This is a genomic window from Undibacterium sp. TJN19 (genome assembly GCF_049339485.1).
Classification (GTDB): domain Bacteria; phylum Pseudomonadota; class Gammaproteobacteria; order Burkholderiales; family Burkholderiaceae_D; genus Undibacterium.
Map to the genome: position 1 here is coordinate 1 of NZ_JBMPPL010000004.1, position 14,635 is coordinate 14,635.

The 14,635-nt window shown below is 48.2% G+C and carries 10 protein-coding genes; 9 read left to right on the forward strand and 1 reads right to left on the reverse strand.

Annotation, left to right across the window (positions count from 1 at the left end):
- The 9 genes from ACO0LH_RS13440 to ACO0LH_RS13480 form a co-directional block, all read left to right on the forward strand.
- Positions 1–1,583 (forward strand): beta strand repeat-containing protein (locus ACO0LH_RS13440; protein WP_422941609.1); only part of this gene is annotated, 1,583 nt, incomplete at its 5' end.
- Between the two features lie 195 nt (positions 1,584–1,778).
- Positions 1,779–3,230: a tetratricopeptide repeat protein gene (locus tag ACO0LH_RS13445; protein WP_422941610.1), complete on the forward strand. Its 1,452-nt coding sequence runs from the start codon at positions 1,779–1,781 to the stop codon at positions 3,228–3,230.
- Positions 3,231–3,445: 215 nt separating this feature from the next.
- On the forward strand, positions 3,446–4,150 hold the full coding sequence (locus ACO0LH_RS13450; protein ID WP_422941611.1) for a SapC family protein: 705 nt from the start codon (positions 3,446–3,448) through the stop codon (positions 4,148–4,150).
- Between the two features lie 90 nt (positions 4,151–4,240).
- Positions 4,241–4,834: a class I SAM-dependent methyltransferase gene (locus ACO0LH_RS13455; RefSeq protein ID WP_422941612.1), complete on the forward strand. Its 594-nt coding sequence runs from the start codon at positions 4,241–4,243 to the stop codon at positions 4,832–4,834.
- 20 nt (positions 4,835–4,854) lie between these two features.
- The gene (locus tag ACO0LH_RS13460; protein WP_422941613.1) at positions 4,855–6,477 is read left to right on the forward strand and encodes a tetratricopeptide repeat protein; all 1,623 of its coding nucleotides are present in this window, start codon (positions 4,855–4,857) and stop codon (positions 6,475–6,477) included.
- Between the two features lie 132 nt (positions 6,478–6,609).
- Positions 6,610–7,917, forward strand: coding sequence for a glycosyltransferase family 4 protein (locus ACO0LH_RS13465; protein WP_422941614.1), 1,308 nt, complete (start codon positions 6,610–6,612; stop codon positions 7,915–7,917).
- Positions 7,918–8,451: 534 nt separating this feature from the next.
- On the forward strand, positions 8,452–10,317 hold the full coding sequence (locus ACO0LH_RS13470) for a type I secretion system permease/ATPase (RefSeq protein ID WP_422941615.1): 1,866 nt from the start codon (positions 8,452–8,454) through the stop codon (positions 10,315–10,317).
- A gap of 2 nt (positions 10,318–10,319) precedes the next feature.
- Positions 10,320–11,675, forward strand: coding sequence for an HlyD family type I secretion periplasmic adaptor subunit (locus ACO0LH_RS13475; protein WP_422941616.1), 1,356 nt, complete (start codon positions 10,320–10,322; stop codon positions 11,673–11,675).
- A 2-nt stretch (positions 11,676–11,677) separates the two neighbouring features.
- On the forward strand, positions 11,678–13,048 hold the full coding sequence (locus ACO0LH_RS13480; RefSeq protein WP_422941617.1) for a TolC family outer membrane protein: 1,371 nt from the start codon (positions 11,678–11,680) through the stop codon (positions 13,046–13,048).
- 108 nt (positions 13,049–13,156) lie between these two features.
- On the opposite strand, the gene gatB is transcribed toward ACO0LH_RS13480, so the two are convergent.
- Positions 13,157–14,617 (reverse strand): Asp-tRNA(Asn)/Glu-tRNA(Gln) amidotransferase subunit GatB, encoded by a 1,461-nt coding sequence (gene gatB / locus ACO0LH_RS13485; RefSeq protein WP_422941618.1) that lies wholly within the window; start codon positions 14,615–14,617, stop codon positions 13,157–13,159.
- Positions 14,618–14,635: the final 18 nt, after the last annotated feature.

Genomic DNA, 14,635 nt, shown 5'->3' on the forward strand with positions numbered 1-14,635 from the left:
TGATCTCTGTTACAAGCGGTACTTTGGTGATTGACACAGCGTCTTCTTCCAATGCAACTGGTGGCGGCGTGAACAACACAACGACATCCAATGCAGTGACTGTATCTGGTGGCGCAACAGTAACAACTGGTGTTGTTGGTACATCTCCAATCAACGGTGGTGGTTCAGCATTGAGCCCAACAGCCTTCACAGCTGGTGGTACATTCACTAGTGCAGTAGGTGTGAACGACAACTTCACAGGTACTGTTGCTAATCTGAGCGGCACAACGATCAACGGTAATCTTGGCGATCAAGACAGCATCTCTTTGACAGGTTCTTCTACTGTAGCACTGAATAACGGTACTACTGGCGGTACGATCACCAACATCAAATCCCTGATCACTGATAACACTGGTGGCAGCATCACATTCGCCAATGCAACTACAGGTATCACAACCATCACTGGTGGTACAGGTGTTGATAACGTTGATCTGACAAATACAGGCTCTACATTCCTGAATGGTAATGTCAACCTGGGTGCTGGTGCTGGTCAGACTTTGAAATTTGAAGCCAACAAGACTTATGTCGGTACTTACACTGCTGGTGCTGGTACAACAGACACATTGTGGCTGGATGCTGGTGACAACATCGCTGGTGCAAACATTACAGGCTTCGAAAACCTGCAATTGAATGCAACAGGCGTGTACACCATGACTGCAGCGCAATACAATTCCTTCACAGGTACTTTCACTGCTGGTAATACAGAAACTATCGCTTTGACCACAGCCGGTACTATCGTTGCTAACGCAGCGATCGAGCGCTTCTCACTGGCTGCTGGTACTAACACATTCACTGCTGGTACTAACACAGTGAGCGTTGTTGGCGGCACAGGCAACGATACATTCAACTACACAGCGACACAAATCGCCGGCGCAACAGTGCTGGACGGCGGCTTAGGTGCAGATACACTGAACATCGGTGCTATCGGTGCTAACTTGAATATCTCTACTCTTGTAACAGCTGTAGAAACAATCAACGTAACTGGCTCTGCTGCAACTGGCTGGACCTTCACTAACGAAAACGGTGCTGGTGTAGCTCTGAACTATAGTCGCGGCGCAACAGGTGACGTAGTTGTTCTGGGTACAGGCGGCCAAACAGTTACAGTGTTGGGTAACACTGCTACCGCAGTAACAGTAACCGGCGGCACTGGTGCTGATACGATCAACCTGTCTACAACTGGTCTTGGTGCTGAAACTATCACTACTGGTTCTGTGATCTCTTCCATTGACACAGTAGCCAACTTCAAAGTTTCTGGCGCTGACGTGTTCAAAACTGGTACAGCAGCAACAACACTGAACCTGTTGTCTATCGCTACAGCTGATACATCCACGCTGGCAGCAGCAATCGCTACAGCAGCAACTGCAGCTGGCGCGGCTTTGGCAGCCAATACCCAGGCTTACGTGATCACTGTAGCCGCAGGTACAGCAGCTGGTACTTATGCCTTCCAAAACATCGGTGGCACGGTAGGTACTGTTGATGCAACTGACTTTATCGTTAAAATCACTGGCGCAGGTTCTATCGTTGCCGGCGACTTCATCGCTTAATTCAGTAGCAAGTAATGCAAAAATGGGTACCCCGGTACCCATGCAGCAGGGAGAGAACATCCTCCCTGTTGTGCAAAACAAAAACCACCACTGCAAAGCGGTGGTTTTTTTATGGGTGAAAATTTAGGTATGATGAGCATTTTGCCAAACGCTTGATACTTATGCAGCTGGCTTCAGCTTGCCAGTTAAAAATCTATGAAAAAAATCAGTCGTAACGATCCCTGTCCATGCGGCAGTGGCAAGAAGTATAAACAGTGCTGCATGACCAAAGATGAAGCTGCTCACGCGCTCGAAGATGCTAACAAAGCACAAAATCAGGCGCTGGCAAGTCAATATATGGAGCAGGGTCTGGTTTTTCATCGCAACGGTCAGTTGTTGGAAGCGCAGCAAAGCTACCAGCAGGTACTGGCATTGATTCCCGGTCATGCTGACGCCATGCATTTGACAGGTGTGATTGCGCATCAGCAGGGACACTATGCATTGGCGATAGAACGAATTCAGCAATCTTTGCAACACAATGCCAGCAATGCCTATGCCCACAATAATTTAGGTGCGGTACTGCGCGACGCCAGGCAATTTGATGAAGCTTTGCATAGTTTTATGCGTGCGACAGCCTTAAAGCCTGATCATGCAGAGGCACATAATAATATTGCCAATGTTTATAAAGACCTTGGCCGAAATAACGAAGCAATACGCTCATATGAACGGGCGTTAGCGATTAACCCAAGCCTGGCAGAACCCTGGAATAATCTCGCCCTGATACACCAGAAGCAAAAAAATATTTCAGTAGCACTTCAGTGTGCACGACAGGCGGCTGCCTTGCAGCCCGACTCTGCTGAAATCCACAATGCACTTGGCAATATTTATAAAGACGCAGGGCAAATCAAGGAGGCGATTGCCAGCTATCAACGAGCAGTGGAACTTGATCCACACCAAGGCAATGCGCGACATTTCATTGATGTCTTGTCAGGCAATGTCAGTGTGCAAGCACCTCAAGCCTATGTGGCAAAAATTTTTGACGATTATGCTGAGCGCTTTGATGAACATTTACAACAGGTATTGGAATACAACATTCCCGCGGTCATAGGGCGCGAATTAAAGAGTTATCACGCAGGCCGGGATACTGGTTGGCATATCCTGGATCTGGGTTGCGGAACCGGTCTGGTAGCAAAAGAACTGGCACCTATTGCAGCCCATATGGTGGGTGTCGACTTGTCGGAAAAAATGCTGCTTAAGGCACAGGCAAGACAGATCTATCAGCGTCTGGTGCAGTCCGACCTGATTAATATGACACGGCAGGAAGCCAATGCCAGTTACCACGTGGTAACGGCGGCTGACGTCTTTGTTTATCTGGGGCAACTCGACGAAATCGTTACGGATGTTGCGCGCTTGCTGCCGGTTGGCGGCTTGTTCGTCTTTTCTGTAGAGACAGCGGAAGAAACGTATGACCTGTCAGGAAAAGAGAGCGAAGCCCAAAAGGCTTATTCCCTGCGCACAAGTGGCAGGTATGCTCACCGGCCATCGTATTTGCAGCAACTGGCCAGCCAGGTCGGTTTTCATTGTTTGCAGCAATTACCACAAACCATCAGAATGGAAAATCACACGGCTATCCCAGGCTATTTGTATATTTGGCGCAAGGTACGATAGTTGTCGTCTTGTGCAGCCAAAAGTGGAAAAAACTGTCACCTGCCTGGTGTGCTGATACAATATAGGGCTTGATTTTCGCCAGATTGCCTACATTTGTGTTTGACCAATAGGCTTGTTATCAAAAACAATTACTCGCCATTTTGAATATTTTTTAATTGGCGCATCACCCATGCCATCAATGGAAATGGGCTTTTTCTAGTTATCGGAGTTTTACTATGTTTCAAAATGCTCAATCCTTAGATAAGAACAAGCATGGTGCTTTGCGCTTTCAGCCAGCATCCGACTTTGCATTTGCACGTGGCTTGACGACAGCGCCGCTGGCACCAATAGAAATCGCAGAAGCAGCGGAGTTTTATCCTGTTCTTTTTACGCCAAATGGCCTGCTGAATGCAGTAGCAGTTCTTGGTTTGAGAGAGCGTAATGTATTCCTGAATGAAAAAAATCAATGGCTTGATACGTACGTGCCAGTGCATGTACGCCGTTACCCTTTCATTTTGGGGCGTGTAGGCAATACCGACGAGTATCTGCTGGCGGCTGATATGGATGCGCCGCAATTCAATGCAACTGAAGGCGAACAGGTATTTTCAGATAATTCTGAATTGAATCCTTATTTCGATAAAGTAGTTGAGCTGCTAAACACCTATGAAAAAAACCTGCGCGAAGGCCGCGTAGTATTGAACGAACTGGAAACAAGCGGTGTTCTGGTTTCCAAAGACCTGAGTTTCCGCGAAGGCCATGACGTACATCTGATTGGTGGTTTCCGCGTTGTTGAGCGTGAAAAAGTCATGGCATTGGATGATGCAACCCTGGCACGCTGGGTGCGCAATGGTCTGATGGCCCTGCTGGAACTGCACTGGGCTTCTTTCCGTCACCTGGCGAAAGTCGCTTTGGCATCTTCGCGTCCAGACCAGGTTCAATAATAAGCTGTCTGGATTCGTGAATTGGTATGGCAAAATGGGGCAAGTGATTGCCCCATTTTTATTGCCTAAACTCTTTTTCAGGTGAGTATTTTGAAATTATTACACGTAGGCTGCGGCCCGCAAAACAAAGCAGGCACAACACCATTTTTTCAGTCCGATGATTGGCAGGAAATTCGCTTTGATATTGATGCGTCAGTAAAGCCCGATATACAAGGCACACTGACAGATATGAGCGCCGTAGAAAGCGGTTCAATTGATGCCGTCTATTCTTCCCATAATATCGAACATCTGTATCCTCATGAGGTACCGTTTGCGCTGGCAGAGATCATGCGTGTGTTGAAAGACGACGGCATTTTTGTCGTGACTTGCCCTGACCTGCTGTCAGTCTGCAAATTAGTTGCTGAAGACAAGTTGCTGGAGCCGGCCTATATCTCGCCAGCAGGACCGATTTCCCCGCTCGACATCTTGTACGGCCATCGCGCAGCCATGGAGAAAGGCAATCTCTACATGGCCCATCGCTGCGGCTTTACTCAAAAAGTATTGATGAATACCCTGGCTGGAGCAGGTTTCAAGACAGTGGTGGCAGCCTCGCGCCCGTCGGCCTTTGATTTGTGGGCAGTGGGAAGTAAAAGCGCACGCCCGATTCCCGAAGTTGAAACTCTGTTACGTGCGCAACTTCAGTAATCATTCGCATTACGCCAGCCATGCAAAAAAAACAGTTCAAGCCGGGTAATTCGACGGTTCTACTTAAAAAGAACAAAACGGCTACGCTTGCTGAAATAGCGAAATTACTGCAACAGGCAATTGCCCTTCATCAAAATGGGCAATTGGCTGAAGCCGTCCAGCTTTATCAACAGATATTGACGCTGGATACACAGCATTTTGATGCTTTGCATCTGTTCGGGATTGCCTTGAACAAAATGGGCGATTCGCTAAAAGCGCTGGAATTGATTGAGCGTGCCGTTAAGCTCAACCCGGCAAATGCTTCAGTGCATGCAGTGCATGGAAATATTCTGTTAGAACTGATGCGTCATGAAGAAGCGCTGGTCTGCTATGAGCAATTTTTGTTGTTGATGCCTGATTTTCCGGAAGTGCTTAATAATCGTGGCAATGCCTTGGCGGTACTTGGGCGACATCAGGATGCTTTGCTCAGTTACGAGAAAGCATTGGCTTTACAAGCTGATTATATTGATGCGCACTTTAATCGTGGCAACCTCTACATGACAATGCGACATTATGCAGACGCCCTGCGTGACTATGACAAGGTACTCAGTATCAATGGCAGACATCTGCAGGCACTGAATAATCGTGGCAATGTCTTACAAAAACTGGAGCGTATAGAGGATGCTGCGCAAAGCTATCTGACGGGCTTGGCCATTGCGCCCGATAATGCCGATCTACATGCAAGTATCGCCAGCGTGTATAAAAAACAGGTGAGGCTTTCAGAAGCCATTGCGCATTATTCAAAGTCGCTTGAGCTGAACCAGCAAGGGTTTACCGCGCAAAATGCGGCATTACAAATGGCGATACTGCATTTTCTTTATGGAAATGAAAGCAATATTGATCCCCTGCTCAATATTGCCAGGGGCATGCTTGGTGCAGCTTTGCTTACCGACGTTGGCTCACAGATTTATTGTGTGTTCGTGTCGAAAATCCATTACTGGTGGAGCCAGCAACTCGCAGCAAATCGATCAGCGTCGGCGCTCGAAAATCTATATGTGATCGGTGAAAGCCATAGTTTCTCTGCTCATAAAATGAGACTGGAATATCAGGGCCGTCCCTATCAGGGTAAAAGTTTGTGGATAGAAGGCTGCAAGCAATGGCATATCGGGAATACCCAGCAAAATCACTATAAGCAATTATTGTCGACGTTTATAAATGCCATTCCGGCTGGCAGCAAAGTCATGTTGACGATAGGTGAAATTGATTGCCGTATTGATGGTGGCGTCATGAAGGCTTGGAAAAAGTCCCCAACCACAGATATGCAGGCAGTCATCAATTCAACCATTGATTCTTATTTGAATGCCCTTGTCAATTTGACGCAACAAAAAGCATGCAAACTGATTATCAGTGGCGTCCCGGCGCACAATCTTGCCGAAGAGGCTGCAAAGTCTGAGGACATGCCCGTATTTACCAAAGTATTGCGTATGTTTAACGAGTACCTGAAGCAGGCCGCATTGCAAAGAGGAATGGATTTTCTGGATGTGTTTGCGATGACAGATAGCGGCAATTCAAAATCCAACCAGCAATGGCATATTGATGAACACCATTTGCGACCGGATGGCGTCGCACGGGCTTTTTCTCATCATTTGATTTCTGCCACTTAGGACATCACAGGCGTCAATCTGAACGGCTGGCCTGGTTTGTGTTATTTCCAGCCGTATTCTGTAAGCTGTCAGGGTAAATTAACGTTTATACTGTGATAATCAAGTTTATTGGAATTTTTGACTCGCCTCTTTATGAAAATCCTGTTCGTCCACCAAAATTTTCCTGGTCAGTTCACCCATCTGGCACCTGCACTGGCCGCAGACGCATCCAACCAAGTCATTGCTTTGACGATGCAACAAAATGCGCCGGAAAGCTGGAATGGTGTCAGGGTAATTTCTTATCAGGTAGCGCGTGGCGTAACCAAAGATATTCATCCCTGGCTGGCTGATGCTGAACCCAAGGTGATACGTGGTGAAGCCGCCATGCGCATAGCGCTCAAGTTACGTGATGAAGGTTTTGTGCCTGACGCCATCATTGCACACCCTGGCTGGGGTGAAAGTTTATTCCTTAAAGATGTCTGGCCCACGGCGAAGCTCGGCATATATGGCGAGTTTTATTATCACTCCCAAGGCGCCGATGTAGGTTTTGATCCTGAGTTTCCTACCAGCGGCATTGATCAGGCTTGCCGGGTTCAGCTCAAGAACATCAATAATCTCTTGCATATGCAACTTGCTGACGCGGCGATTTCGCCTACGCATTGGCAGGCAAGTACTTTTCCGGGTTCGTTCCGCGAGCGCATTAGCGTTATTCATGATGGTATCAATACGGACTTGATTGCACCAAACCATGCGGTATCACTGACCATAGGTGACGGGTTGGTATTAACGCGTGACGATGAAGTGATTACCTTCGTGAACCGTAATCTGGAGCCTTATCGCGGCTACCATATTTTCATGCGGGCATTGCCGCAGATATTGGCAAACCGTCCAAATGCCCATGTACTGTTGGTCGGTGGTGATGACGTCAGTTATGGCGCCAAATCTGCCAGTGGCCAGTCATGGAAAGATATTTTCTTTAATGAAGTAAGGCCGCATTTGCCTGAAACCGCCTTGCGACGCATACATTTTCTCGGCAATATCCCTTATCAATATTTTATTCCCCTGCTACAGCTGTCGCGTGTTCACGTTTATCTGACTTATCCCTTCGTACTGTCGTGGAGTTTGCTGGAAGCCATGAGTGCTGGTTGCGCTATTGTTGCATCCGATACCCAGCCTCTGCGTGAAGCCATACGTCACAATGAAACAGGCCGCCTGGTCAATTTTTTCGATGTAGATGCCCTTGCCAATGAGGTCAGTCAATTACTGGAACAGCCGGACGAAAGGCAAAGACTGGGTGAAAATGCGCGGCGGTTTGCCTGTGAATTTTATGATTTGCAGCGCGTTTGCTTGCCAGCGCAGCTGGAATGGGTGCAATCACTGGCAACAGTAACGGAAAACCACAAGGAATGTGATATATCGTCACAAGCGCTTGTAAACACTGTCCTGATTGAGTTAAAATAATTCTACGGCTAGCAGTACCATTAAGAACTCGGCGCCCCACAACGGATATTGTGGGGCGTTTTTTTTCATCCTTTATCCGCTTCTCTGCTCAAAATTTGTGCATTTTCACAAGAAAATACCTGATTTCTGTGACTGACATCACAAAAAAATAGTAATTTTCGTTCGAAATTACCTAAAATAATTATTTATTTGATAATTTTTTCTAACTTTCCCCAAAAATTTTTAAATCGGAAATGCAGGGAGTATAGGCAAGATAATTTCCATTTCAGGAAGAAAATAATTTCAGGAATTTATATACACAGGGGGGGTATGCATAAAGAAGCGCGCAGTTAACACAAAACTCGTTTTAAATGTAATTTACTTGTGTTACGCTTTCGAAAAATGTGATGTAGGTCACATTTAATTGAGTTATGAACGGGGATAATGCCGCCTTGGTTTGGAATTGAGATTAAAGCTGTCTCATTTCATCACCTTGCTGGCGGTGCCCTCATTAAATTGCGCTGTTTTTAGCACTTGAATGTGCAAAGAATACAAATGATCTCGAAACTTAAACAACCACAAACTGAAATTGCACAAGTCTTGATGACATTCAGAAGTGCATTCAGAACCGTTGGCATTTTCAGTGCCATCATTAACCTGCTGATGCTGGCACCGTCTCTGTACATGCTACAGGTATATGACCGCGTTTTGCAAAGCCGCAATGAAATTACCTTGCTGATGCTGACCATGCTGATGCTGGGTGCCTACGCCTTGATGAGCGCGTTGGAATACATTCGTAGCTTTGTCGTCATACGTCTGGGTGCCAAGCTCGATATGCAAATGAACAAGCGTATCTACACTGCGGCATTTGAACAAAATCTGAAACGTGGCGGCGGTAATGCTGGCCAGGCACTGCAAGATCTGACGCAAATCCGCCAGTTCCTGACAGGCAGTGGTTTGTTTGCCTTCTTTGATGCGCCATGGTTTCCATTCTATCTGGCCGTGATTTTCATGTTTGACGTCTATCTGGGCTTGTTTGCGTTGGGTGCGGTCATCATCATGGTTATTCTGGCGTATGCCAATGAAGTGGTATCGAAAAAACCACTGGCTGAAGCAAACGCCATGGCGATTGCTTCCAGCAACCTGGCAACCAATAATCTGCGTAATGCAGAAGTCATTGAAGCCATGGGCATGTTGCCAAACCTGATGTCACGCTGGTTCAAATTGCATGGCCGTTTCCTGCAATTGCAGGCAGAAGCCAGTGAAAAGTCAGGAATTATCACTGCTGCCAGTAAATTCGTACGCGTCTCTGTACAGTCATTGGTACTGGGCTTTGGTGCTTTGCTGGTTATTGAAGGCAAAATGTCGCCAGGTATGATGATTGCCGGTTCCATTCTGCTGGGTAAGGCAACGGGTCCTATCGATCAATTGATCGGCGTATGGAAACAATGGAGCAGTGTCAAGAGTGCGTACGACCGTTTGAATGAATTGCTGGGTGCCAATCCACCACGTAAAGCCGGCATGGATTTGCCAAAACCACTGGGTGCATTGACTGTTGAAGGCGTGACAGCTGCGCCTCCGGGCTCCACTGTGGTTGTGTTGAAAGGTCTGGGTCTGTCTTTGCAGCCTGGTGATGTATTGGGCGTGATTGGCCCTTCAGGTTCAGGCAAATCAACTTTGGCGCGTTTGCTGGTTGGTGTATGGCCAGCAGCGGTAGGTAAAGTACGTCTGGATGGCGCAGATATCTACCAGTGGAACAAAGACCAGCTCGGACCAAATATCGGTTACCTGCCGCAAGATATTGAATTGTTTGCCGGTAGCGTTGCAGAGAATATCGCCCGCTTCGGTGATGTTGATTCTGAAAAAGTGATCCTGGCAGCCAAGCGCGCTGGTGTTCATGACCTGATTTTGCATTTCCCACAAGGTTACGACACACGTCTGGGTGACGGCGGTGCTGGTTTGTCTGGTGGTCAGAAACAACGTATCGGCCTGGCTCGCGCTATGTATGACGATCCTTCATTGCTGGTGTTGGATGAACCCAATTCCAATCTGGATGACATCGGTGAACAGGCTTTGGTCGTGGCAATTAATGACCTGCGTCAACGTGGCAAAACTATCGTTTTGATTACCCATCGCACCACCATTCTGGGCGCAACCACCAAACTCTTGTTGTTGCGTGATGGCGTAGCGCAGGCTTTCGGTCCACGTGATCAAGTTTTGGCTGCACTGAACCAGGCTAATCAGCAAGCTCAACAACAGGCTCAGCAAGCCCAGCAACAAGCGGCTGCCCAGCAAGCAGCACAGCAGGCGCAAATGCCAGCTGGTTTGCAGACAGCAGCATCTGAACCGCCAGCCGATACGCAGGCAAGAGTAGAAGCCAGCGCCAAAGAACAGGCTGATGCAACCGCAGAACAGGAATAATCATGAAAAACGCATTGGTTAAAAGAAATATTGTCACCGACGTGGCATCGCAGAACGTCGAAGTGCTGGATGTCAATACAGATGCCCGCAGCTACTCCCGTCTGGGCTGGATCATCATCCTGGTCGGCGTTGTCGGCTTCCTGTTATGGGCATCCATAGCGCCACTGGATAAAGGCGTACCCATGAGTGGCAACGTCGCTGTTGCTTCCAGTCGCAAGGCCATACAACATCTGACCGGTGGTACGGTCGATGAAATATTGGTAAAAGATGGCGATGTCGTTGAGGCTGGTCAACCGCTGGTCAGAATGAATAACGTCAATGCCAAGTCGGCAGCTGAAATTGCCCGTGTCCAGTTGTTTACTGCCCAGGCAATCGAGGCACGTCTGATGGCGGAACGCGAAGGCGCAAAATCCATCAACTTCCCTAAAGAGCTTGATGCAGCCAAGAATGATCCGCGTGTTGCCAGCAATATCCTCTTGCAACAACAATTATTCACTTCACGCCAGATTTCCATACAAAGTGAAATCGGTGCGCTGGATGAAAATATCGCTGGTCTGAGATCTCAGTCCAAGGGTTTGGAAGAATCCATGGTCAGCAAAAAGCAGCAACAACAATTCCTGAAAGAACAGCTCGATGGCATGCGTGACCTGGCTAAAGATGGTTACATCGCCAGAAACCGCCTGCTGGACCTGGAACGTACTTATGCACAGGTAAATGGCAGTATCTCTGAAGACATCGGCAATATGGGTCGTGTATCCCGTCAGGTCAGTGAGTTGACGCTGCGTAAATTGCAACGTCAGCAAGACTATCAAAAAGAAATTCGTACACAGTTGTCTGACGTCCAGAAAGAAGTTGAATCCCTGCAAAACCGTTTGACTGCGCTCGATTTTGATCTGGGCAATGTACTGATCAAGGCACCTGTTGCCGGCACTATTGTCAGTCTGAATGTCTTTACCAAAGGTGCGGTTGTTCCTGGTGGCTTTAAACTGATGGAACTGGTTCCTAAGGATGACAAGCTCATCGTTGAAGCCATGTTGCCAGTCAATCTGGTTGATAAAGTGCATAAGGGTCTGAAAACGGAATTGATTTTCTCCGCGTTCAACACCAATACCACGCCGCATATTCCTGGCGTCATTACCCAGATATCTGCTGACCGCACTGTTGATGAAAGAACCGGTCAGGCTTTCTATAAAGTGCGTGCGGAAGTGGCACCAGAAGGCTTGAAAATGATTGCCAATCTGAATATCCGTCCAGGTATGCCAGTTGAATTATTCGTCAGCACCGGTGGTCGCACCATGATGAACTACTTGCTGAAACCAGTGCTTGACCGCGCTAAATCTGCAATGACTGAGGAATAATCATGAAAAAAACATGGAAGCGCCTTAATCTGATTGCTGCTGCCTGTGGCATCCTCGTGATGTCCGCAGGCCAGGCTCAGGCGATGGGGCTGTTGCAGGCCTACGAGGCGGCATTGATCAACGATCCGACTTACCGCGCTGCGGTCTCTGAAAATACTGCGGGCAAAGAATTTCGGAATATCGGTCGCTCTGGTCTGCTGCCAACGCTGCAATATGTCTACGGCTCAGGTAAAAACCGTGCAGAAATTACACAACCAGCGACAAATTTTCTGGGGCAACCAACCGGTGGTTTCGCTGTCAGTAATTACGATTACACCAGCATCACCAATTCGCTTTCACTGCGCCAGGTACTGTTTAGCCTGGACGCAACGGCACGTTACAAGCAAGGCATAGCGCAGACCAACTATAGTGATGCCATTTTTTCTGCGCGCAGCAAGGACCTGGTCATTCGTCTGACGACCGCTTACGCCGACGTCAAATTTGCCGAAGATCAGCTGGATTTGTACCACGCCCAGAGAGATGCCCTTGATGAACAGCGGCGTATCAATGCGCGCATGTTTGAAAAAGGCGAGGGTACCAAGACCGACATGCTCGAAACTCAGGCCAAGCTTGACGTCGCTGAAGCGCAGGTCATTGAGGCGCAAGACAATCTGCTGAATGCCCGGAATGCTTTCTCCGCTATCGTTGGCTCGGAAGTAACGCAACTTGATGGTTTGCGTGCCGAGTTCACCGTCATGCCAGCCAAGCAAACAAGTTTTGAAGAATGGATGACGGTTGCGACAGAAAATAATCCTGAGATAGCTGCCGCCAAATATTCACTGGAAGCAGCCGAGCTCGAAATCAGCAAAGCCAAGGCGGGTCATACACCAAGGCTGGATCTCAACGCTGGTTATAACCGCGGTTTATCCGACAGTATTACCACGCGTACTCAGGATCAGACCATCAAAAGTATAGGTGTGCAATTAGTCATACCTATCTATGCAGGTGGTTACGTCAATGCGATCAGCGCGCAGGCTGTTGCCAACCGTGACAAGGCCAGGGCTGACCTCGACTCAACACGCAATCGTATCGCGATAGAATTGCGCAGGCAATTTAATGCGCTGCAAACCAGTTTGACTAAAATCAGTGCTTTGCAAAAATCGGTCAACTCGTCGACCTTGCTGGTGGAAGCAACCAAACAGAGCGTCAAGGGCGGTGTTCGTATTAACCTTGATGTGCTTAGCTCCGAACAGCAATTGGTGGCTGCCAAGCGCGACCTGGCGCAAGCCAAATACAATTATCTGATCAGCTTCCTGAAACTGCGTGTGGCAGCTGGAACGATCAGCATAGATGATATACAGACTGTTGCAGCTTATTTCTCTCCCATGAGCTAAGCAATCCCTGATATGGTTTTTGGCTATGACTTGTCATAGCTTTCTCAGGTAAATAAAAACGGCGCAGACCTTTACAGTCTGCGCCGTTTTTGTCTCTACGCCTGGATTTTAGCCAGCCAGTTTTTTCTTCAGCAATTCATTGACCTGTGCAGGGTTGCCCTTACCCTTGGTAGCCTTCATTGCCTGGCCTACCAGTGAGTTGAACGCTTTTTCTTTACCTGCGCGGTATTCATCAACGGACTGCTGATTGGCAGCCATGACTTCATCAATGATTTTTTCCAGCGCGCCGACATCTGAAATCTGTTTTAATCCTTTGGCTTCAATGACCTGGTCTGCCAGATGGATGTCAGCAGATGGCGCCTGCCACATACCGGCAAATACTTCTTTGGCAATCTTGTTGGAGATCGTGCCATCTGTAATGCGTTGCAATAATACTGCCAGTTGTGCTGCACTGACTGGTATGGCGCTGATATCCAGACCTTCGCGGTTCAACGTCGCCGCCACATCACCCATCATCATGTTGGCAGCCGGTTTTGCCTGCGCCGCGCCAGCCGCAGTGACGATTGCTTCAAAATAAGTGGCCATGCCTTTGGATTGCGTCAAAATGGTCGCGTCATATTCAGTCAACCCAAATTGCTCTATGAAACGCTGACGCATGGCCGATGGCAATTCCGGCATGGTGGCTCGCACCTGTTCTACCCATTCACGGCTGATTTTCAATGGTGGCAGGTCAGGATCAGGGAAGTAACGATAATCCATCGAATCTTCCTTGCTGCGCATCGAGCGTGTTTCCTTTTTGTCCGGATCGTACAGACGCGTTTCCTGGATGACCTTGCCGCCGTCTTCTATCAACTCGATCTGACGACGTACCTCGATATTGATGGCTTCTTCCAGAAAACGGAAAGAGTTAAGGTTCTTGATTTCACAGCGTGTGCCAAATTCTTTCTGTCCTACCGGACGTACTGAGACGTTGGCATCGCAGCGGAAAGAGCCTTCCTGCATATTGCCATCGCAAATATCCAGCCAGGTTACCAGCGAGTGCAATGCCTTGGCATAGCCTACCGCTTCAGCAGCACTGCGCATGACAGGTTCGGTGACGATTTCCAGCAAAGGCGTGCCCGCACGGTTCAGGTCTATGCCTGTCATGCCCTGAGCGGCGCCATGCATGGATTTACCCGCATCTTCTTCCAGATGGGCGCGTGTCAGTTCTATGTTTCTGAATTCAGTCTTGCCATCTTTTTCAAACACGCAAGGGACAAAACCGCCTTGCACGACCGGAATTTCAAACTGGCTGATCTGATAGCCTTTGGGCAGGTCAGGGTAGAAATAATTTTTACGGGCAAAGATGGATTCTGGCGCGACAACAGCACCAACGGCCAGGCCAAACTGTATGGCTTTTTCTACCGCACCTTTGTTCATCACTGGCAATACACCAGGTAAAGCCAAGTCTACCGGGCTGGCTTGCGTATTCGGTTCTGCACCAAATTGTATCGATGAGCCACTAAATATTTTTGAATTGGTTTTAAGTTGCGCATGCGTCTCAAAACCGATAACGACTTCCCATTGCATAGTAATTCCTTGTCTTGC